The following is a 19,764-nucleotide window of genomic DNA, read 5'->3' on the forward strand; positions in this document are numbered from 1 at the left end:
TCACGGCACCTCCCGTTGGCGTAGCGCGAGCACGCCGGGCCCGCTCAGGTCATCGAGATAGGCGGTGCGGCCGGCCATTGCCATGGTCAACGCGATCGTCGTTCCGGTGACCAGGGGGCCGGTTCCGGCAGTGAACGGCCCGTCGGTCGCTTCGAGGCGGAGCCCGTCGATCCTGCTGCGGCTGGGAACCGCGAAGTCGCGGCGAGCGTAGAACTTCGCGACTTCGGTGGCCGCCTCGACAGACGGCTCGCGCAGTATTCCCAGCGGTCGCCGGATGTCCTGGGCGTGGACGACCACCTCTCCGAGCCATGCCGCGGTATGTCCGGACGGGGCAATGGTGCTGGTGACGATTCTCCGGAACCGCTCCAAGGTCTCGGCTGGCGTTCTGCCGCGATGCTCGGCCAGTCGTCGAGTGTTGTGTTCGTCGAAGTCGAAGCGCGCGCCGACGACACTGACCAGCCAGCGCAACCGGCCGATGCTCGCGGCCGCGGTCAGGTGCGCGACGACCTCCTCGACCGTCCAGCGACCGCACAGTGATTGCCGGGCCCACTGGTGATCGTCCAGCTCGGCGAGATCGTCCGCCAGAGCTGCCCGTTCGGCGTGGGCCATGGCCCAGAGAGCGTCGCGAGAGATGACATCCGACACCAAAACCTCCATTCGAGCCGGCCGGGCACACCGATGACGTAGCTGCACCGGCCATGGCACTGCCGCACCACATTCGTGGATCCACAGTGCAGACGACGCCGGTCCCGCGAATTCATCGGTCGCCGCTGGAACGCGGCCGAGACCGCGTCACCGACCACCCATCCCCGACATCGCGATCCCACGCACGAACGATTTCTGTGCGAACGCGTAGATCACCAGCATCGGGGCCACCATCAGAATGGACGTCGCCATGAGGATCGGCCAGTTGGTTTCGTACTGTCCCTGTAGGCGCACCAATCCCAATGTGAGCGTGGAGATTTCGTCGCGCTGGATCATCACCAAGGGCCACAGGAAATCGTTCCAGACCGTCACCCAGGTGAGTACGGCGAGCACCATCACCGCGGGCCGGGCGTGTGGCAGCAGCACCCGCCAGTACGTCTGCCAGATGGAGCACCCGTCGAGGATGGCCGCCTCCTCCAATTCGACCGGCAGGGTGATGAAGAACTGGCGCATCAGGTAGGTGCCGAACGCGCTGCCGAACAGGCCCGGCACGATCATGGCCAGAGGACTGTCCACCCAGCCGAAGGTGCGCATGAGGATGAACTGAGGGATGACGGTGACGGTCGTCGGCACCATCAGGGTGGCGAGGTAGGCGACGAACAGGACGTCGCGGCCCTTGAACGGCAAGCGGGCGAAGGCATATCCGGCCAGTGAACAGAAGAACACCTGGCCCGCCGTCACGCAGCCGGCGTAGAGCACGGTGTTGAAGAAGATCCGCCCGAACGGCATCAGGTCGAAGATGTCGCGGTAGTTCGACCACGCCAGGTGGGCCGGGACGATGCTGGTGTCGGAGATGTTGCCCTGTTTCTTCAGCGAACTCGACAGTGCCCACAGCAGCGGGAACAGTGCGCACCATGCCATCACGACGAGCGCCAGGTAGAGCAGTATGCCGCGCCCGGTACGGCGGAGGACGGCACGATTCGCGGTCGCTGTCGCCACCTAGGCCTCGCTTTCGTAGGCGTTGCCGCGGGTGAATCGCAGTTGCAGCAGCGTCAGCACCAGCAGGATCGCGAAGATCACCCAGGCGAGGGCGCACGCGTAGCCGATGTCGTCGAAGGAGAAAGCGTTCTGGTACAGCATGATTCCGAGCACATAGGTGCCGGTTTCGGGACCGCCCTTACCGCCGGTGAGCACGTAGGCCTGATCGAATACCTGGAACGAGTTGATGAAGGTGATGACGAAGGAGAACACGAGCGCGGGCCGGATCAGCGGCACGGTGATCGAGCGGAACCGGCGCACCGCTCCGGCGCCGTCGATCCGGGCCGCCTCGTAGACATCGGTCGGGATGCCCTGCATCGCGGCGAGCAGCACGATGGTGGCGAAGGGAACGCTTTTCCACACGCTGACCAGGCACAATGAGAACATCGACCACGCGGGGTCGGTGAGCCACGGGACCGGTCCGATGCCGATCCAGCCGAGGGCGGTGTTGAGTACACCGTAGTCGGTGCTGAAGGTGAGCCGCCACACCACCGCCATCGCGACCGTCGAGGCGACCAGCGGCATGAACATGATGCTGCGAAAGATGCCGATACCCTTCAGTTTCCGGTTCAGCGCCGCCGCGACGACGAGACCGATCACGATGGTGGGAATCAGTGTGCCCGCGGTGAAGATCACCGTATTGCGCAGGGCCACCCAGAACAGCGGGTCGTGCGCGAAGAGCCGGCGGAAATTGTCGAAACCGATGAACGTCGGCGAACTGAACAGATCCCATCGGTGCAGGCTCAGATACAGCGTGAACACCAACGGGAAAGCCATGAACACCGCCACCGCGATCAGGTTGGGCGCGATGAACATTCGGCCCGCGGCAGCCTTGCGCCGGCGCAGCGCGGAACGTCGTGGTGTGCCGAGTGTCGTCATAGCGGCACCCGGTCGGCACCCGCGAACTGCTGCGCGATTGTCGCTCACTGCGCCCGGTGATGTGCGGGACACCCGCGCCCGGTCGGCACAGCGAGCCGCTGCGCGATTGTCGCTCACTGCGCCTCCAAGAGATCGTTGATCTGTCCGGCGAGGCCCTGCTTGAACCACTCCGCGGAGGCGGCGCCGCGGAACACGTGGTCGTATCCCTGTTCGATGACCGCGTCGACGCGGGGCCACGCGGGCGTGACCGGCAGGTTGTTGGCGTGATCGCCGCCGTGGAACACCTCGAGGTTGTGCACTCTCTCGTGCGCCTGTGCGAACCCGTCGGAGGCGAGGGCCGATTTCAACGCGGGGACGAACAATCCCGACTTCGCGATGACCGCCTGACCGACGGGCCCGGTGGCGAATTTGACGAATTCCCAGGCCTGTTCCTTGCGCGGGCTGTCGGCCGCGATGGACAGGCCGGTGGTGCCGATATCGGAGCGAGCGGCGGTACCGCGCGGGCCGACCGGCAGCACCGTGACGTCGAAGTCGAGGTCTGGCTGAGCGGTGTAGGCGCTGTACATCCAGTGCCCGGACAACGCCATCGCGGCCTTGCCCTGGGCGAACATATCCGAGGACGAAAGCGATTGCTGGAATTCGATTTTCGGCATCACCCGGTGCCGGGTGGACAGGTCGGTGTAGAACTGGACGCCCTCGATGAAGGAGTCGTCGTCGATATTGGTGCGGCGGGGGTCGATGGACGGGGTGAACCATTCCACGCCGTTGTTCATGCCGAAACAACTGGCGGAGTAATAGACGGTCCAAGGATCCACGAATCCCCATTGGGTGACGTCGCCGTCGCTGTCGCGTTTGGTCAGCGCCTGTGCGGCGTCGAGGAATTCGTCGAAACTCCAGGCGTCCTCCCAGCGCGCGGGCGGTGGTGGGAGCTTCGCGTCGGCGAAGAGTTTCTTGTTGTAGTACAGGAAGATTCCGGCCCACTGCTCGGGCAGCGCATGCTGCGCGTTCTTGTAACGGAAGGTGTTGTACAACGCCGTCGAGCTGTCCTTCTTCAGCTCGGCCGCATACGCCGGGTCCTTGTCGAGGATCGTGTCGAGGTTTTCGAAGATGCCGCGTTCGGCGAGGAAGGAATAGGACAGATCCCACGACATCAGCACGTCCGGACACTTGCCGCCCGCGCAGTAGGTGAGGATCTGGGTCTGCGGATCGGGGCCGGACATCTGAGTCCGGATCTTGATGTCCGGATGCAGCTTGCGGAACTCGTCGATGATCGTCAGCCGGACCTTCGCCTCATCGGGTTTGGCCTGGAAGAAGAAGGTGAGCGCGTCGTCGTCGTGGTCACCGCAGCCGGTCATCGAGGAGGCGGCCGCTGCCGCCCCGGCCGCCGCCGCACCGCGCAGAAGTGTGCGCCGGTCGAACCTCCGAGACGATGCCACCCACGCCCCCGTTCGGCTACAGCAAGCGAATTTCTTTGCAGACGAACGTAATACCGCAGGGGCCCATCCGTCCGGAAAACACACCGGAGACCGGTCGAACGCACCTCTGTCTCACCGAGTCGGACCAGCGCGGATATCGGACCTGCTGGTCATGAACTGGTCCACCCCCTCGATGCCCGCGCGCGGCATACTGGAGATACAGCGCCGACTTCGGGAGTATCGAGATGGCAACCAACGGGCCCTTCGGGATCGATCCGGAAGAATTCGAGCGCGCCTTGCGCGAGGCCGAAATCGAGGTTCGCGACCTGCTCGGAAAGGCCGCCGGATACCTCGACCGCACCACCGTGAATTCGCTGACGTCGCTGTTCGGTCAGTTCGTTCAGCCGGACCGCACGCGAGCGCCGGAACCGGACGACGCGACGACCGGGGAGACCGGCAGCGGCGTGTGGGCCGTCTACAGCGTCGACGACAGCGGCGAGGCCCGGGTCGAGCAGGTATTCCCGACCGAGCTCGAGGCGTTGCGCGCGCACCGCGACAACACCGACGAACGCCGTAAGGTGCGATTCCTGCCCTACGGCGTCCCCGCCAGCGTGCTCGACCAGACCTGAGGGCGGTTGCCTGAGCAGCATTGCCCGATGTCAGCGCTGGTTGCTCAGTGCGGCGTCGCTGCCACATTCTCGTTCGCCAGGGCGAGGGCTTGGGGGTCCTCATCGGGTTGGCCGGTGCCGGTGGCGATCAGGTCGTGCAGGCTCGTGCCGATGTAGAACGACCAGCCCTTGCGGCAGGCGTCGAAGCATTCGAAGGCGGGCGTGAGACCGACGTGCGTGAAGCGGAGTTCGGTGCGGCGGGTGATCTCGAAACGAATCGTGGTGCCGTTCCATTCGGTTCGGTCGTCGACGAGGGTGAGCCGGGCATCGAGGACGCGCCAGACGACGCGTTCGCAGGGGATGACCTCGGTGACCTCGATGGTGGCGCGATGTATGCCCGGGACCTCGTACGTGAAGACGTCTCCGGGCTTTTCGCTGCGTCCGGTGAGAGTTCTCGACCACCAGCCACGCACGTCGCGCACGGCGTCGAAGACGGTTTCGGGGGTCCGGTCGACGGCGAAGGTCGTCGAGAAATGCTGGTCGGTCATGGGTTCTCCCGGAAGGATGGGTGAATCGGCCGTGATATTCAACCGATGGGTTGACAGTAGGCGTCCGGAGGCGGGATAGTCAACCATGTGGTTGAGAATTCCTCGGAACAGCTCGACGTGGTGTTCCATGCGCTGTCGGACTCCACGCGCCGCTCGATGCTGCGCACCCTGGCGCGGCGCCAGTGCAGTGTGGGGGAGCTCGCGGCCCCGTTCGACATCTCACTCGCGGCCGCGTCCAAGCACATCAAGGTGCTCGAGCGGGCGGGGCTGGTGCGACGCAGCGTGCGCGGGCGCACACATCTGTGCCGGCTCGATCCGCGCCCGCTGCGAGAGTGTGCCGAATGGGTGAACTTCTACGAGCGCTTCTGGGGTGAGAGTCTCGACGCTCTGGAAGCCGCACTGCTACAGGAGGATCCGCGAGATGAGTGACTACGGCGAGGTCGTCGAGCCGGGCACGGTCCGCATCGAACGATTACTGCCCGGACCGATCGAACGGGTGTGGGCCTACCTGACCGACGTCGACAAGCGCGCGACCTGGCTGGCCGGCGGCCTGCTCGAGCAGGTCGCCGACAAGGTCCGGCTGACCGTCACCCACCGCCGGATCCCGACTCGCGGCGAAATGCTCGATATCGCCACAGGCTGGCATACCCATCTGGACATCCTGCAAGCCAGACTCGCGACATCTCCACCCGATGCGTTCTGGCCGAAGTTCACTTCCCTCCGCGCGGAATACGAATCGCTGCTCCCTCCGGAATCGCCGGATCGTGGCTGATCTCGGCGACCGCGCGACACCGGGCACGAGGAGGAGGCCGTGACCCGACGAACGAGCCACCCCCGACTGTGCCATGAGGCCGTAACCATCTTTGCCGCAACACATGTGGTGCGAGCGGACCGGTCGAGCGGTGGCGCACTGTCGAGCTGGTTTCGTACCGGCGCGCCCAGCGAGGAACTCAACGGCGTGCTCCGGGTGGGCGATGCGAGTCCGCACGAGATCGAGCGGTTGCGAACGCTGTTGGACGGAGTGCCCGCGAGCTGGCATGTCTGGCGAGACGTCGATTCGCCGGAGATTGCCGACCTTCTGCGCCGGAAGGGGTTGGCGCTGTTCGAGACCGAACCGCTGATGATGCTCGCCGATCCGGGCCGGATCACGCACGGGGAGGGCGAAGAGCCGGAGCGGATCGAGGCCGTGACCGATGATGCCGGCCTCGCCGAGTGGGCAGGTCTCTGGTCGGGTGCGACCGACACCGCTGCCCTCGTGGCCGGTCTGCGCCAAGGTATGGAGCGAGGCTCCACCCGCTACCTGCTCTGGCGTGAAGGCGGCGAGGTGCTCGGCTGTGCCGCGGTCGTGAGCTGCGCCGCGGGCGCATCGCTCGAACACATCGTGACCCGAGCCGATCGTCGTGGACAGGGCATCGGCAGCGCGCTCACGCGGCACGCCCTTGTCCTGGCGCTCGAAGCGGGTGCTCGCCGGGTCGTACTCACCGCCTCGCCGGACGGTGAAGGGATCTACCGACGCCTCGGCTTCGTCACCGTCGGGCATGTCGAGCGTTATGCGTGATCGGCGCTCCGCCGGGACCCGGGCCCGGGTGGCGCTGTTCATCGAGGGCGGGGTTCGGCTGCCGCGGAGAAGAGGTTCTCGGCCAGACCTCCGAGGAACCGGAGCAGGAACCGCTTCCACGGCGCGTACCGCTGCGCAGCGTGCCGAGCGAGTGCACGCCGTGTTGGCGGCGGCTCGTGCACTGCTCGCAACTGTCGACGTGACATCGCTGTCGTTGGGGGCGATCTCGCGCGAAGCGAACTTGGCGAGCTCGAACATGTTGCGCTACTTCGGTTCTCGCGAAGCGTTGCTGCTCGACCTGATGGACGTGGAGTACCGCGCGTGGACCCCGCATCTGGAAACAACACTGCGAGAGCATCGCGGACCACTCGACGTCGATCAGGTGGCGGCGATCGTCGCCGGCGAGCTCGCCGAGCGCCCGATCCTCACGCGGCTCATCGCCGCCTCGGTGGAATTGCTGCAGTACCCGATGCCGCAGGCGGCATGCGAGCGGTGCCGCGAGCAGGGACGTCACGACCAGGCCGAGCTGGCGCGCATCCTCACCGCCGCCCTCGGCGTCGAACTACGCGCCCGCGACCAGGCATAGCTGGTCGCGGGATTCCACGCCGTCGTCACCGCGGTGTCGGCATGGTCGAACCAGCCGACGTTCCCCGTCGAGACGACCGGCGCGGTCCGTGAATTGCTGGCCATCCAACTACAGGGCCTGATCTGCCGTTGCGCGCGTGGGCATGACGCCCACGATCGCCGTCGATGACATCAGGCACACGTGGGTCGATTCGCGAAGTCGCTCCGGCGACCCGCGCGACCGCGGCCGGAACCGCTCGAATAATCGCTGGTAGAGGCGCTGTCCATGTAGGATGGCGTACTGATTGGTCGATATGTGTGGTGCCGCGGCCGGAGTCCGGCCGTGCTGACGACGGATATTTCGCTGACGAGGGAAGGCTCGCATGCAGATACCGGCCGCGCGAATCCTGTTCACCGACGATGACCGAGACGAAATCGCCCGTCGCGTCTCCACGGCGCTGAGTACCGGCGCATTGACTCTCGGGCCCAATACGAGAGAGTTCGAATCCGATTTCGCCGCTGCGCACGGGGCGCCCTACGCCGTCGCCGTGAGCAGCGGAACCGCCGCGCTGGAGATCATCCTGCGCAGTATCGATGTGGCCGGCCGTGACGTCGTCGTGCCGGCGAATACTTTCGCGGCCACGGGATTTTCGGTGCTGCGTGCCGGTGGCAACCCGATCTTCGCCGACGTCGACCGCGATACCTTCGCGCTGTCGCCCGACACCGTGGCGGCTGCCCTGACTCCCGACACCGCGGCCGTCGTGTTGGTCCATATCGGCGGACTGGTCTCGCCCGATGCGGCGGCACTGCGGGCGCTGTGTGACGAGCGCGGGATCGCCCTGGTCGAGGACGCGGCGCATGCGCACGGCTGCGGCTACGGTGGCCGGTTCGCCGGTTCGTTCGGAGTGGCGGGCGCGTTCTCGTTCTACCCGACCAAGGTGCTCACCAGCGGCGAGGGCGGCATGATCGTGACCGGGGACGAGCGTATCCGCGACGAAGCGGTGATCCACCGGGATCAGGGGAAGGCCGGCTTTCTCGGCAACGTCCACATCCGCGAGGGCTACGCATGGCGGATGAGCGAGCTCCACGCCGCGGTCGGTCTGGTCCACCTGCGTCACCTTCCCGACTTTCTCCGGGTGCGCCACGCCGCGGCGCGACGCTACGACGCGGCGATCGACGCCATGGACGGATTCGAGCGGCTCGTCGTCGGCCCCGAAGGGCGCAGCAACTATTACAAATACATCGTGCTGCCCACCGACGACATCGACCGGGCGCAGTTCAAGAAGGCGGTCAAGGAGCGGTTCGACGTGTCGTTGAGCGGTGAGGTGTACGAGGCGCCGCTGCACCGGCAACCGGTGTTCGAGCGCTACGCCCGCCGCCGGCTCGAGGTCGCCGACGACATCTGTGCCCGCCACATCTGCCTGCCGCTGCATTCGGACATGACCGATGCCGAGGTCGACCATGTGCTGGCGGCGCTGCGCGAGGTCCGAGACACGCTGACGGGAGGCTGAACACTTATGCGGATCGGAGTGACAGGCGGCTCCGGCTTCATCGGAGCCCACGTGATTCGCCGGCTCGCCGAGTCCGGGCATACCGTGTACGCCCTGGATACGGTGGCGCCGCCGACGCCGGACCCGCGTGCGCAGTTCCGCCGGCTCGACGTCCTCGACCCGGCTGCCGTGCTCGACGCGTCGTCGGATCTCGAGGTGATCTTCCACTTGGCCGGGATGTCGAATGTCGATGTCGCGCAACATGATCCGCTGCGGACGGTCCGGTTGAACGTGGACGGCACGGCCAATGTTCTGGAAGCGGTGCGTGTCCACGGCCTGCGCCGAATGGTGTTCGCGAGCACGGTCTGGGTGTACGGCGCCGCGTACGACACCTCCGGCGGGACCGAGCCGCTGACGGAGGCGGCGCCGATGGCGCTGGCCAAGGCCGGCCACATCTACACCTCGACGAAGATCGCGGCGGAAATGCTGATCCACAGCTACGCCGAGACCTACGAGGTGCCGTTCACGATCCTGCGCTACGGCGTGCCGTACGGGCCCGGCATGCGAGACGAACTCGTACTGGCCCGATTCGTCCGCAAAGCCCTCGCGGGTGAACCCCTGACCATCGCCGGAGACGGCAAACAGTTCCGCAACTACGTATTCGTCGAGGACCTCGCCGACGCGCATGCGCTGGTGCTCGACGACGCTGCCGAGAACCAGGTGATAGCGCTGGAGGGAAACGAGCGCGTGAGTGTCCTCGACATGGCGGAGGCGGTCCAGGCGCGGTTCCCCGGTACCACGATCGAACATGTTCCGGCGCGGCCCGGCGACTTCCGGGGCATCGATGTGTCGAACGCACTGGCGCGGACACTGGTCGGATGGCGGCCCACGACCTCGTTCCAGGACGGTGTCCGCCGGTACGTCGAGTGGTATCTGGCGGAGCATCCCGACTCGGCAGCCGCACCCGGAAACGGGTAGCCATGGCGACGCCCTCCGCGTTGCTGCTGTCCGGCTCGCTCGGCATGGGACACGACGTGATGGCCGAAGCGTGCGCGGTGTCGCTGCGCCGGCGTGGCTGGACGACCGACACCGTCGACAGCATGCGCATGATGGGGCACCGCCGAGGTGGGCTCGGGGAAGGGGTGTTTCGCGGCATGCTCGCGGTGCCGGGCCTGTACGACGCCTTCCACTTCGGGCAACTGCGTTCCGGAGGCCGGCTGGCGCGGTTCATCGACGCGGCATCCTGCCGTTACCTCGTGCCCGCCCTCGACGAACGGCTGCGTGACCGGCCGGTCGAGCTGCTGGTGTCGGTGTTCGCGACCGGCGCCGCCGCTGCCAGCCGCATCAAGGAGCGCCATCCCGATGTCGTGAACGCGGTGTTCTGCACCGACACCTGTCCCCACCGCTTGTGGGTCCACGACAACACCGATCTGTACCTGGTCACCTCGGATCCGGCGGCCCGCTACATCCGGCGCTTCGACCCGGACGCGGAGATCACGGTGGTGCCCGCGCCGGTGCGCCCGCAGTTCTACCTGGCGCCGTCGCAGGCCGCGGCGCGGGAGGCGCTGGGCGTGCCTCCGGACGCGGAGTGCGTGCTGCTCATATCGGGGGCCTGGGGTGTCGGCCCGCTGGTCGAGGCGGCCGAGTCGATCGCGCGCGCAGGTGTCCATGTGCTCGCGGTGGCGGGCCGCAATGCCGGACTGGAATCGCGGTTGCGATCGCTGGCCGCGGCGACGGACCGGGTCGTCCCGTTCGGTTTCACCGACGAGATCCCCACGCTGATGGCCGCTGCCGATCTCGTCGTCACCTCGTCGGGCGACACCTGCGCGGAGGCGAGAGTCATCGGCCGGGACCTGCTGCTGCTCGACGTCGTGCCCGGACACGGCCGGGAAAACCTGCACCAGGAGCTCGTGCGCGGCGGCGCCGCGGTCACGTCCGCGCAGCCGGAGGCGATCCGGCGTTCCGTTTCGGCGTGCCTGCGGCGGGTGGAACCATCGTCGGCTCGGGTCGCCGGCGAGCCCACGGCGTGGGAGGAAGCGTTCGGCGCCATGCTGGAACGGGTCGGGCCGGCCGGCTGGGCGGCGCCCGCGCCGTGAATCAGTCGCTGGCCTACGGATTACCCGCGGTGGTCGTGGCCGCGGCGCTGTACGGTTGCGCGCCGGTGGTGCAGGCCGCGGCGGCGCGGCAGACCGCCCCGGGCGGCGGCCTGGGGCTCGCGCTGTTGGCCCGGCTGGCCGTGCGGCCCCTGTGGCTGCTCGGGTTGGGTTGTGAGATAGGCGGTTTCGCGGCCGAGGCATACGCGTTCTCGATCGCGCCGGCGACGCTGGTCGCGCCCTTGCTGACCCTGGATATGGTGTTCCTGGTCGTGCTGGCCCGGCGCGGGCTCGGTGAGCGGTTGGCCGTCGTGGGCCGGTACGGGATCGTCGCGATGGTGCTCGGCACCGGTCTGATGGCGTATGCGTTCGCCGGCGAATCATCCCTCGGTTCCCCGGCTTCGGACGCACAGATGGTGCTGTTCGCCGTCGTGGGCGTGGTGGCCGCGGGAGCCGGGGCGGTTGCCGGGGATCTCGGGTCGAGAACCGGCCGGGCATGGGTCGCCGCGCTCGGTTTCGGCGCCGCGGCAGGAATCGCCTACGGCATCGCGACGGTCGCGACACGACAGTTCGGATTGACCTTCGATGTCCACGACCCCTGGCGGCTGCTCGCCACCCCGACACCGTATGTGCTGGCAGTGTGCTCGCTGCTCGCGATCAGCCTGCTCCAGCGCGGGCTGCAGGCTGGCGCGGCCGTGCTCACCTTCCCGGTCACCAGCGTCGTGTCCTCGCTCGTTCCCGTCGTGCTCGGGATCGCCGTGCTCGGCGACGAGGTACCGGGTGGCCGGGCGGGCGCCGCCTTCGCGGTCGCGTTGGTGGCGATATCCGTCGGTGTGACCTGTCTCGGTCGCGACCGCGCCGCGGCCGCGCGCGGGATCGAGGCGGACACCGACCTGACCACGAGGAGTACCGGGTGACCTGGCTCGTGACCGGCGGCGGCGGTTATATCGGATCGCACGTGGTACGCGCTCTGCTCGCGGCCGGAAGGCCCGTGGTCGTCCTCGACGACTTCTCGACCGGCCGCCGTACGGTGATCCCCGACGACGTCGCGACGGTCGCGGCGTCGATCACCGACTTCGCGGCCGTGACCGCCGTCCTGCGCGACTACGAGATCACCGGTGTCGCCCACCTCGCCGGCCGGAAATCCGCCGTGGACTCGGTGACCCATCCGCTCGAGTACTACGAGCAGAACACGGGTGGAACGCGCACCCTGCTCGCCGCGATGCGTGCCGCCGGCGTCGAACATCTCGTATTCTCCTCCAGCGCAGCGGTATACGGTTCGCAGACCGGCGACGGATCGGTCGGCGAACAGGCACCGCCGCGCCCGATCAACCCGTACGGGCGCAGCAAACTCGCCTGCGAGTGGATCGTCGCCGACGCCGCCGCGGAATTCGACAGGCTGAACTCGACCGTTCTGCGCTATTTCAACGTCGCCGGGGCGGGCGGCCCCGGGCTCGGTGACCGGAATGCGACCGGGTTGGTACCCAATGTCCTGCAAGCGATTTCGTCCGGTCGCCCCCCGATCGTCTTCGGTGCCGACTACCCGACGCCGGACGGATCCTGTGTCCGCGACTACGTGCACGTGCTCGACGTCGCGCACGCACACGTCAGCGCGGCCGAACGGCTCGAGTGCGGACAGCCGGGTACGTCGGTCTACAACGTCGGAACCGGGCGCGGATACTCGGTATTCGAAATTCTCGATGCCGCCCGCGCGGTGACCGGCGAACGGTTCCGCCATATCGTCGGCGACCGACGGCCGGGGGATCCGCCCCGTGTGATCGCCGACATCGCACGGATCGGCGACGAACTGGGGTGGCGGGCGCAGCTGGGACTGGCGGAGATGCTGGGCAGCGAATGGGAAGCCCGGTGTGGTGTGCGAGGCGGGCTGACGGGCACATGAAATCCGCTGTCGCGCACGTGACGACCGCCGGTGCCGCTGCGGTCGTGCTGAATGCTCTCCCCTCGGTCACGGCGATCTCGACGGTTCGCACCCGCCTGACCCCCGGCCTGTCCGGATACTCCGACACCGGCACAGTCGCATTGACCTTCGACGACGGCCCGGATCCGGAATCGACGCCGGCCATCCTCGACGCACTGGCCGCCGCGCGCGTGCACGCGACATTCTTTCTGCTCGGCTCGATGCTCGAGCGGGCACCCGCGCTCGGTGCGGAGATCGTCGCCGCCGGGCACGAGGTGGCGGTGCACGGGTGGAGTCACCGCTGCCTGCTGGCGCGCGGGCCCGTATCGGCCTACCGCGACATCGCCCGCGGGTATGACCTGATCACGGAGACGACGGGGAGCAGGCCACGGCACTATCGACCGCCGTACGGGATTCTCTCGGCCGCGGCGCTGGCCACGGCCCGGCGGCTGGAACTGACGCCGGTGCTGTGGACGGCGTGCGGGAAGGACTGGGTCCGGACCGCCACGCCGGACACCGTGGCACGCCGGGTGGTTCGCGAACTTCGGCCCGGTGCCACCGTGCTGCTACACGACTCCGACTGCACATCCGCATCCGGCGCGTGGCGCGCGACCCTCGGCGCGATCCCGCGAATCGTGGACGAGTGCGCCGAGCGCGGCCTGGCCGTCGGGTCTCTCGCGGGGCGGATACATCCCGCTCGTTATGCGCCGCGCAGCCGCCCCGGGTAGCCCGATTGCCCGGTGTCAGGCGTCTTCGAGGGCTTCGCCGATCTCGTGTGCCACGCGGTTGTGTTGGTTCTCCGCGAGCCAATGTCCGCCGGCCAGAACCAGCGCGACCGGCCATTCGATGATCTCCGCGGCGGCCAGTGCGCCGAGTGCGCCGTAGTAGGCCAGCTGCTCGGGGCGGGGGACCGGTACTCGGCCGAGCAGTGGAAGTTCCACCGCGAAACTGTGCGCGGCCATGACCTTGTCGACCGCGTTCCGGTGGCTGGTGTGCGTTTCGTCGGCCATATGTTGCCTCCCGGTCATGTGATATTCGGGGTCTCGACGCCTGGGTTCGGCACAATGTCCGTCGTGAGGACATCTGATGTAGGCGGCCGTGATCCGTTGACGGGCGCACTGACGCAGGTGCTGACCGTTCCGCTGCGCGAGTTGTACGCGGTGTTGTGGCGCCTGGGAGTCATCGACGTCGTCGGCGAATCATCACGCTGATCGGCCCACGCTACGCCGTGAGGCGACACCGCTGCGGCCTAAGCCTTGCTCGATGCGTGCCGCGATCCCGTCGCGGTGTTCCCGGCGGTCGTCTTCCCCTCGTCGTCGCTGGGGAGGGCCGGCCGCTCACCGGATGCCTGCTGCTCGTCGCGCGCGGCAGGAGCATCGGTGGCGGATGTCGGTTGCTGGTCCGGGTGCGACATGAGCTTCCGGATCACGAGTGCGGTGCCGCCCACGCCCAACAGCACGGGCCAGTCCACGACTCCGGTGGCTCCGATCGCGGCCAGCGTGAGTGCGGCCGCCGGCGTCGAATGACTGCCGCTGCTCAGTCCGCTGCGCACGCCGGACATGACGCCCTGCATACCGCCGAGAACACCGTTGACCGCAGCGCCGCCCACCGCCCCGGCCGCGGATGTCGTCGCATCGGCCGTCCACGAAATCGCTTTTACCCCACCCTCGAGAAGGTCCATCGTCACTCCCTTGAGTTCACCTTGTGGACATCTGCGAGCAAGCTGCAGTCTACTCGCGGCACGGGGGCGTACCGGGGGCAGCGACCGAGATGAAACATGCCCCGGTACCGTGCGGCGGGCGGAGCGACCCTTGTGATCGATGCGGCGCCGGGCGGAGAATCGGTGAGTGGTAGTCCGAACTCCGGCGAAAGAAATTGTGATGTCTCGAAGGATTGGTCTTGCCGTCGCCACAGCTGTCACCACGTTGACCTTGGGAGCCGCCGCCCCCGCGATCGCCTCGGCCGCGGCGCCTGCGACCGCCCCACCGGCGACCAGTGACACAGCTGCTCAGGCGACGCAGATTCAGTGGCTCTCCGTTTGCCTGAACCTACCTCTCGGATCGGCGAGCGTCAGCTTCTGCGTCTAGCGTGACACGGGTGCCCGGCACCGGCTGCGCCGGTGCCGGTAAAAGCCTGTCGCCCTTGTGGTCCTGAAAAGTCCGTCGCATCTACTCCGGAGTGGGATGCACCTCTCCATCGGATCCGACCGCGGCTCGAATTCTGGTGACGAGGTCGTCGAGTCGCCGCTGGTGCGAGCCCTCCCAGTAGATCCGGCGGCAGTCCCGGCATTCTCTGAAGGTGTCGTAGTACTTGCGGGTGAGAGGTTCGAGCCTGTCGATGACGTCCTGTTCGGCCACGTCGGTCAGGAGGCCCCCACAGGGCAGGCAGCGGCTGAACGGCATCAGCCGATCGGCCAGATCGAGCCGGCGGATCACCTCGAGGAGTTGATCGAAGGGCCGGTTCGAACGCACGAAGACTCCGTGGGTCACGGTGCGTCGCTTCAGGAGTCCGCGGTCGCGGGTGAGGATGATCCGGTGTTCGTCCGCGGCGGCCGTGGCCAGCGCGCCATCGTCGGTGTCCGCGGGGACTCGGGCGTCGAGGCCCATCAACCGCATGAGCCGGGCGAGCCCGCCGAGATTGACGTCCACGATGAAACGCGGATCGCGCAGCGGGCGGGGACGGACCCGGGTGGACGGCCCGATGTCGAGGGTTTCGAACACCGGGTAGGCGGCGAGCCGATCGCCCGGCCGCGGGTGGTGACCGAAGTCGACGGATTCACCGTTCACCAGCATGAGGTCGACCTCGGAATGCGGGATGCCGGCGGCCTCGACGATGTCTTTCACGGTCTGATGCGGACGGATCGGCCGCCGCTGCGCGACGTACCGTGCGCCCGGCGGCACGAAGTCGTTCAGCTCGGCATACACCCGCAGCTCGACACTTGCGGTCATGGGGCCATTGTCGTCCTGCTCGGGGGCGCGACGCGCTGGGCTGCCCGGCCCGCGGCGGTGCCAGACGCCGAGGAATCCGATCGCACCCGGGCGGCGCCGACGCGGTTACCAGGTGTAGATATGCCCGGGTGACCACATACCGCTGTGAGTCTCCTGGGTGATCGTCGGAGTCGCCGGGACGGCCGAGGGGTCGATCGGGCTGAGGCGTTGCAGTTCGCCCCAATCCTGGTCCCAGTCGAAGGCGAGGTAGGTGGCCAGGGTCTGCGAGCGCAGCAATTGCTGACTCCAGCCCAGCGGACCGCCGCCCGCGTGGCTTTCCCACATCGTGGTGTCGGCCGCGCCCAGACGGTTGGGCAGGATGCGCCAGTCCGGCACCTGGGCGATGCCGTCCTTGTGGTCGAAGGGGCGCTGGCAGGGGAACTGCAGGCCCACGGCCCAGTCCAGGAGTACCGGTTGCTTCGAAGCGACCAGGTCGTTGAGGGTGTGCGTCTTCGGTATGCGCGGGGGCGTCAGCGCCACCCAGCGCTGCGGATCGAGGTTGTGATCCTTGGCCACGATGCGGATCACGTTGGCGGTGGCGGGAATCCGGTCCAAGGGGACGCGCAGGTTCCGCCACGACGGCGCCGGGCCGATGTCGATCGGGGTCACCCGTCCGAGTGCGTGTGCGCTGGTCGGGGAGTCGGTGCTGCCGTATTCGATCTCCACCGGTTCACCGCCGACATATCCGTTGTTAGGACCCACCGCCTGGATGCGCCCCGCCGCGGCGATCGAGACGATGTCGCTGCGGTCGTGCTGGGCGGGCAGACGGTACCAGCCGGTGACGAGATCGGCGGGCTGCTCCTCGCCGTAGGTGCCGAGTTCCGGCGTGGTCGCCGCGTCGAGCCCGTACGGTAATGGGGCGCCGCCGGTTTGGGTGGCCGACTCGCCGGTGCCGGGTTTGTCGCCGAAGGATTTGGCGATGCTGCTGGTCTCCTCCTTCTCATCGGGAGACATGACGTCACCGACGCCGTTCGGCACGAATCCGCGCGCACCGGAGGTGAAGGTGGAGAACTGGTCGCCGACCAGCGGCTGCATCATCGAGGCGTTGGGATCGGTTTCGACCAGGACCTTGTTGGCCAGCCCGCACGGATTGCCCACTACCGCATGGATATTCGAGGATGCCAGCGAGAATCCCGGATATTGCGCCACCGCGCCCGCGGTGAACGAGAACACCTCGAACACCACCAGGATCGCCGCGGCCGCCATCAGCGGCGGGAACTTCGCCAGACGCCACGCGCGCGGTGAAACCCGGTGCGGGATGCCGGGTTTGGGCGCCCGCACATGCCACCAGATCGCCAGCAGCAGGCACAGCGCGGCGATGATCAGGAAGATCTTGCTGAAGCCGACACCGAGAACGGCGGGGGGCTCGTTCCACCACGGGACACCGAAACTCGAGACCCACCACCACTGGTTGACGCTGGTGAAGATCTGCGCCATCGCCAGCGCCACCACCGCCGCGAACAGGGCGCGGTTGCGTGGTGAGCGCATCACCCGGGGCCCCACCGCGACCGCGGTGAGGACGGCCACCGATCCCGCCAGGCCGGCGTACACCCCGTTGTGATGGGTGAATTTCGTCGGGCAGGTCGCCATCAGCACCATGGCCCCGAAGGTCACACCGAGCAGCCGCCGTGCCGGTCCGGGCGCGGTGAACGGAATGCGGCCGCCCTTGCGCAGCAGGACGAAGACGCAGACCAGCAGGCTCAGCCACATCGCGACCATGCCGAAGCGGCGGGCGATGGAACCGTCGGCCGACGGCATGAACAGCCACTGGTAGTTCAGGTAGTCGTTGTACCAGGGGTCCGAGGGGCCGACGATGTTGTGCACGCGCTGCATCTCGAACATCGCCGAGAGCGGTTCGACGGCGAAAGCGAAGGCCAGCACCAGCATTCCCGCCGCGGCCAGCGGCGCCAGCAGCGCCCCGTACGCCCGGACCCAGGCGCCGGCCGGCACCGGGGTGCCGCGCCGGGCACGGGCGAGTTCACGCGCTCGCGGAACACCGAATCCCACGGCCGAACGCAGTCCCGCCAGCAGCGGAGCCAGACAGATGATGCCCGAGGGCGCGGCGGTGAAACTGAACGCGGCGATCAGGATCGCGAGGGCATACGGCAGCAGTCGGTGCGTCGCGATGGCGCGCTCGACGAGGCACCAGGTGAGCAACACGCAGACGGCGACCACCGGCTCGGGCCGCAGCCCGTTGTTGTAGGGCAGCCACACGGCCAGGAACGCCAGCGCGCCGGTCCACACCGCCACCTTGTCGTGGCGCACGGCCACACCGAGCCGCGGGATCACCTCCCGGCTCAGCGCCAGCCAGGTGACCACGGCCGCCAGCAGCGTCGGCAACCGCATCCACGGGCTCGCGACGCTGATCTCCGACATGTGCGCGATGATGTCGTACGGCGGCGTGCCGACCGGATTCTCCGGAACGCCGAAGAACCGGAAGTAGTTGGCCATATATCCGGACACCAGCGAGGTCCGTGCCATCCCGAACTGATAACCGTCGTCGGAGGTGGTGGCCCCGATGAAATGCCATACCAGCAGCGTGGCGAAGACGACGAGGTCGACGCCGGTGAACGTGCGCCATCGCTGCGGAAGCAGCCGCCTCGAACGCCGGCCGTCGGTGCGGTCCAGCCGGTACAGCGCCGCCAGCGCGATCAGCGTGAACACGACCGCCAGGACTTCGGCCGCGCGCTTGCCGACGGTCGGCGTCACCGAGAACCGGCTGTCGACCTGCGCGACGACCTTGGCGCCCTCGGCCCTGGGGAGATCGCTGAAGATGCCGACCACTTGTGGCCGCCAGTCACCCGGCGGCAAGGTGGCGGCCTCGATATCCGATCCGGTGATACCGACCTTGGTCGACGACATATCGGCGTGCACGGTCAAGGTGCCGTCGGCGATCGCATCGATCGATGTGGTGAGTAGCGACTGATTGCGCAACACGACCTCGAGTTGCGCGGGCTTACCGTCCTGTGCCGGTCGCACACGCGCGACGAACCCGTACTTCTCCAGTTGCGGCGCACCGGCGGGCAGCGTCGATGCCAGTACTCCGCCATGTGCGCTCAGTTGCGCCATCGACCGGCCGGGAATGGTGGCATCGAAGGTCAGCGGCGCGTAGGTGACCAGCGGCGCGTCGACACTGCGGGCCGAGTCCCGTTGCGGCCACGACAGCGTGGTGTGGTCCACCTTCACCGGCAGCAACGGCACCGCGACGGCGCACAACGCGCCCAGCAGCCCGGCGAGGAAGGCTATCGGTCCGGCCCAATCGCCGCGCTGTCTACCCGAGGTCCTGGGTGTCGCGCCTGCAGTAGGCGCACCGTCCGCCCTCACCATCGTGTCGACCACGGTCGCCGATGCTAGCGTGACGCTTCTGTTATCCGGTATTTCGTCTGTTGTTCTCAGTCTGCACTCAGGATCTGCGGCCGAGTCGATGGCGGGTTCCGAGGGCGCGGACGCCTCCCGCCGGCGAGTTGCCTCCCGGCCCGGCATCGCGCGCCGATCGGACGGTCGAATCAGGTCGGTGGCAACGGTTTTCACAGGGCGCTCCCACCCACCAGCGGTTGCTTAACTCACGTAACTATTCGGCGGGGTACTCCGATCGACAAGGTGTGCGGGTTGCTCCGGCGACCTGCTGGATCCACGGTCGGTAGCCGTCGATCGTGGGTAACACGCTCTCGGACGGGAGGAGACGCGGTGTTGCTGTATCTGGTGATTGTCGTCGTGGCCACGGTCGGTTCCGCTGCCCTGGCGGCGTATGGAACTTATGCCGGAACTCATCGCTCGGCGACGCGGCGGGAGCGCTGTTCGGTGCCCGCGCGGACCCATGTGGCGGGCGGATATGCCGTACGGGTTCGCACCTGTCGTGACCTGGGCGGAAGGCCGGTCGGAAGTCGCTCGTAGTCGCCGCGCGAGGTGATGGGTCGGCGGCGCATTCGATGACCGCCGGTAACGAGTGGCCGCCGTAGCGGTATTGGCATTCTCTTTTTTCGCAAGTACCGTATTCATCAGCGGGTGACGTAGTCGCCCG

Annotated in this window: 21 protein-coding genes; 12 read left to right on the forward strand and 9 right to left on the reverse strand. The window is 67.7% G+C overall.

What is annotated here, in order from left to right:
* The 4 genes from NK1_RS11830 to NK1_RS11845 form a co-directional block, all read right to left on the reverse strand.
* Positions 1 to 609 carry a maleylpyruvate isomerase family mycothiol-dependent enzyme gene (locus NK1_RS11830; protein ID WP_218023111.1) on the reverse strand — a complete coding sequence of 203 codons (609 nt, stop codon included), beginning with the start codon at positions 607 to 609 and terminating at the stop codon, positions 1 to 3.
* A gap of 183 nt (positions 610 to 792) precedes the next feature.
* Entirely contained in the window at positions 793 to 1,644 is an 852-nt protein-coding gene (locus NK1_RS11835; protein ID WP_245660452.1) for a carbohydrate ABC transporter permease, read from the reverse strand.
* On the reverse strand, positions 1,645 to 2,562 hold the full coding sequence (locus NK1_RS11840; RefSeq protein ID WP_063008578.1) for a carbohydrate ABC transporter permease: 918 nt from the start codon (positions 2,560 to 2,562) through the stop codon (positions 1,645 to 1,647).
* A 113-nt stretch (positions 2,563 to 2,675) separates the two neighbouring features.
* The gene (locus NK1_RS11845) at positions 2,676 to 3,917 is read right to left on the reverse strand and encodes an ABC transporter substrate-binding protein (RefSeq protein ID WP_084460807.1); all 1,242 of its coding nucleotides are present in this window, start codon (positions 3,915 to 3,917) and stop codon (positions 2,676 to 2,678) included.
* 305 nt (positions 3,918 to 4,222) lie between these two features.
* On the opposite strand from NK1_RS11845, the gene NK1_RS11850 reads away from it, so the two are divergent.
* On the forward strand, positions 4,223 to 4,606 hold the full coding sequence (locus tag NK1_RS11850; protein WP_063008580.1) for an Rv0313 family protein: 384 nt from the start codon (positions 4,223 to 4,225) through the stop codon (positions 4,604 to 4,606).
* 44 nt (positions 4,607 to 4,650) lie between these two features.
* Here NK1_RS11850 and NK1_RS11855 read toward each other — a convergent pair whose 3' ends face one another.
* Positions 4,651 to 5,133, reverse strand: coding sequence for an SRPBCC family protein (locus NK1_RS11855; RefSeq protein ID WP_063008581.1), 483 nt, complete (start codon positions 5,131 to 5,133; stop codon positions 4,651 to 4,653).
* 87 nt (positions 5,134 to 5,220) lie between these two features.
* Between NK1_RS11855 and NK1_RS11860 the strand changes: the two genes are divergently transcribed.
* The 10 genes from NK1_RS11860 to NK1_RS11905 all read left to right on the forward strand — a co-directional run bounded on the left by NK1_RS11860 (position 5,221) and on the right by NK1_RS11905 (position 13,484).
* Positions 5,221 to 5,562 carry an ArsR/SmtB family transcription factor gene (locus NK1_RS11860; RefSeq protein WP_157104227.1) on the forward strand — a complete coding sequence of 114 codons (342 nt, stop codon included), beginning with the start codon at positions 5,221 to 5,223 and terminating at the stop codon, positions 5,560 to 5,562.
* Positions 5,555 to 5,905, forward strand: coding sequence for an SRPBCC family protein (locus NK1_RS11865; protein ID WP_063008583.1), 351 nt, complete (start codon positions 5,555 to 5,557; stop codon positions 5,903 to 5,905). The genes NK1_RS11860 and NK1_RS11865 overlap by 8 nt, the downstream gene beginning before the upstream one ends.
* 249 nt (positions 5,906 to 6,154) lie before the next feature.
* A complete protein-coding gene (locus NK1_RS11870) occupies positions 6,155 to 6,691 on the forward strand; it encodes a GNAT family N-acetyltransferase (RefSeq protein ID WP_157104228.1) in 537 nt (178 codons plus the stop codon).
* Positions 6,684 to 7,277, forward strand: a complete 594-nt coding sequence (locus NK1_RS34975) for a TetR family transcriptional regulator (protein ID WP_218023107.1) — start codon at positions 6,684 to 6,686, stop codon at positions 7,275 to 7,277. Before NK1_RS11870 ends, NK1_RS34975 begins: the two co-directional genes overlap by 8 nt.
* 361 nt (positions 7,278 to 7,638) lie before the next feature.
* Entirely contained in the window at positions 7,639 to 8,766 is a 1,128-nt protein-coding gene (locus tag NK1_RS11880; RefSeq protein WP_063008586.1) for a DegT/DnrJ/EryC1/StrS family aminotransferase, read from the forward strand.
* An 18-nt stretch (positions 8,767 to 8,784) separates the two neighbouring features.
* Positions 8,785 to 9,723 (forward strand): NAD-dependent epimerase/dehydratase family protein, encoded by a 939-nt coding sequence (locus NK1_RS11885; RefSeq protein WP_218023108.1) that lies wholly within the window; start codon positions 8,785 to 8,787, stop codon positions 9,721 to 9,723.
* Between the two features lie 2 nt (positions 9,724 to 9,725).
* A complete protein-coding gene (locus NK1_RS11890) occupies positions 9,726 to 10,841 on the forward strand; it encodes an MGDG synthase family glycosyltransferase (RefSeq protein ID WP_063008588.1) in 1,116 nt (371 codons plus the stop codon).
* The gene (locus NK1_RS11895) at positions 10,838 to 11,755 is read left to right on the forward strand and encodes a DMT family transporter (protein ID WP_063008589.1); all 918 of its coding nucleotides are present in this window, start codon (positions 10,838 to 10,840) and stop codon (positions 11,753 to 11,755) included. The genes NK1_RS11890 and NK1_RS11895 overlap by 4 nt, the downstream gene beginning before the upstream one ends.
* Entirely contained in the window at positions 11,752 to 12,738 is a 987-nt protein-coding gene (galE, locus tag NK1_RS11900; protein WP_063008590.1) for a UDP-glucose 4-epimerase GalE, read from the forward strand. Before NK1_RS11895 ends, galE begins: the two co-directional genes overlap by 4 nt.
* Positions 12,735 to 13,484 (forward strand): polysaccharide deacetylase family protein, encoded by a 750-nt coding sequence (locus NK1_RS11905; RefSeq protein ID WP_063008591.1) that lies wholly within the window; start codon positions 12,735 to 12,737, stop codon positions 13,482 to 13,484. Before galE ends, NK1_RS11905 begins: the two co-directional genes overlap by 4 nt.
* Before the next feature lie 15 nt (positions 13,485 to 13,499).
* On the opposite strand, the gene NK1_RS11910 is transcribed toward NK1_RS11905, so the two are convergent.
* A complete protein-coding gene (locus tag NK1_RS11910; RefSeq protein WP_036510052.1) occupies positions 13,500 to 13,766 on the reverse strand; it encodes a hypothetical protein in 267 nt (88 codons plus the stop codon).
* Between the two features lie 63 nt (positions 13,767 to 13,829).
* On the opposite strand from NK1_RS11910, the gene NK1_RS34460 reads away from it, so the two are divergent.
* The gene (locus NK1_RS34460) at positions 13,830 to 13,967 is read left to right on the forward strand and encodes an Rv1535 domain-containing protein (RefSeq protein ID WP_157104230.1); all 138 of its coding nucleotides are present in this window, start codon (positions 13,830 to 13,832) and stop codon (positions 13,965 to 13,967) included.
* Between the two features lie 38 nt (positions 13,968 to 14,005).
* Here NK1_RS34460 and NK1_RS35675 read toward each other — a convergent pair whose 3' ends face one another.
* From NK1_RS35675 to NK1_RS11925, 3 genes are all read right to left on the reverse strand, one after another.
* Positions 14,006 to 14,437 (reverse strand): hypothetical protein, encoded by a 432-nt coding sequence (locus NK1_RS35675; RefSeq protein ID WP_063008592.1) that lies wholly within the window; start codon positions 14,435 to 14,437, stop codon positions 14,006 to 14,008.
* 487 nt (positions 14,438 to 14,924) lie between these two features.
* Positions 14,925 to 15,704, reverse strand: coding sequence for a Mut7-C RNAse domain-containing protein (locus NK1_RS11920; protein ID WP_063008593.1), 780 nt, complete (start codon positions 15,702 to 15,704; stop codon positions 14,925 to 14,927).
* 105 nt (positions 15,705 to 15,809) lie between these two features.
* A complete protein-coding gene (locus NK1_RS11925) occupies positions 15,810 to 19,082 on the reverse strand; it encodes an arabinosyltransferase domain-containing protein (RefSeq protein ID WP_063008594.1) in 3,273 nt (1,090 codons plus the stop codon).
* Positions 19,083 to 19,764: the final 682 nt, after the last annotated feature.

It is taken from the genome of Nocardia kruczakiae NBRC 101016 (assembly GCF_001612965.1).
GTDB classification, from domain to species: domain Bacteria; phylum Actinomycetota; class Actinomycetes; order Mycobacteriales; family Mycobacteriaceae; genus Nocardia; species Nocardia kruczakiae.

Bases quoted from the DNA above. Each gene is read 5' to 3' on its own strand.
- NK1_RS11840 (WP_063008578.1), bottom strand. From the start codon at position 2,562: ATGACGACACTCGGCACACCACGACGTTCCGCGCTGCGCCGGCGCAAG.
- NK1_RS11920 (WP_063008593.1), bottom strand. From the start codon at position 15,704: ATGACCGCAAGTGTCGAGCTGCGGGTGTATGCCGAGCTGAACGACTTC.
- NK1_RS11880 (WP_063008586.1), top strand. From the start codon at position 7,639: ATGCAGATACCGGCCGCGCGAATCCTGTTCACCGACGATGACCGAGAC.
- NK1_RS11850 (WP_063008580.1), top strand. From the start codon at position 4,223: ATGGCAACCAACGGGCCCTTCGGGATCGATCCGGAAGAATTCGAGCGC.
- NK1_RS11890 (WP_063008588.1), top strand. From the start codon at position 9,726: ATGGCGACGCCCTCCGCGTTGCTGCTGTCCGGCTCGCTCGGCATGGGA.
- NK1_RS11845 (WP_084460807.1), bottom strand. From the start codon at position 3,917: ATGACCGGCTGCGGTGACCACGACGACGACGCGCTCACCTTCTTCTTC.
- NK1_RS11865 (WP_063008583.1), top strand. From the start codon at position 5,555: ATGAGTGACTACGGCGAGGTCGTCGAGCCGGGCACGGTCCGCATCGAA.
- NK1_RS11910 (WP_036510052.1), bottom strand. From the start codon at position 13,766: ATGGCCGACGAAACGCACACCAGCCACCGGAACGCGGTCGACAAGGTC.
- NK1_RS34975 (WP_218023107.1), top strand. From the start codon at position 6,684: ATGCGTGATCGGCGCTCCGCCGGGACCCGGGCCCGGGTGGCGCTGTTC.
- NK1_RS11855 (WP_063008581.1), bottom strand. From the start codon at position 5,133: ATGACCGACCAGCATTTCTCGACGACCTTCGCCGTCGACCGGACCCCC.
- NK1_RS11905 (WP_063008591.1), top strand. From the start codon at position 12,735: ATGAAATCCGCTGTCGCGCACGTGACGACCGCCGGTGCCGCTGCGGTC.
- NK1_RS35675 (WP_063008592.1), bottom strand. From the start codon at position 14,437: ATGGACCTTCTCGAGGGTGGGGTAAAAGCGATTTCGTGGACGGCCGAT.
- NK1_RS11830 (WP_218023111.1), bottom strand. From the start codon at position 609: ATGGCCCACGCCGAACGGGCAGCTCTGGCGGACGATCTCGCCGAGCTG.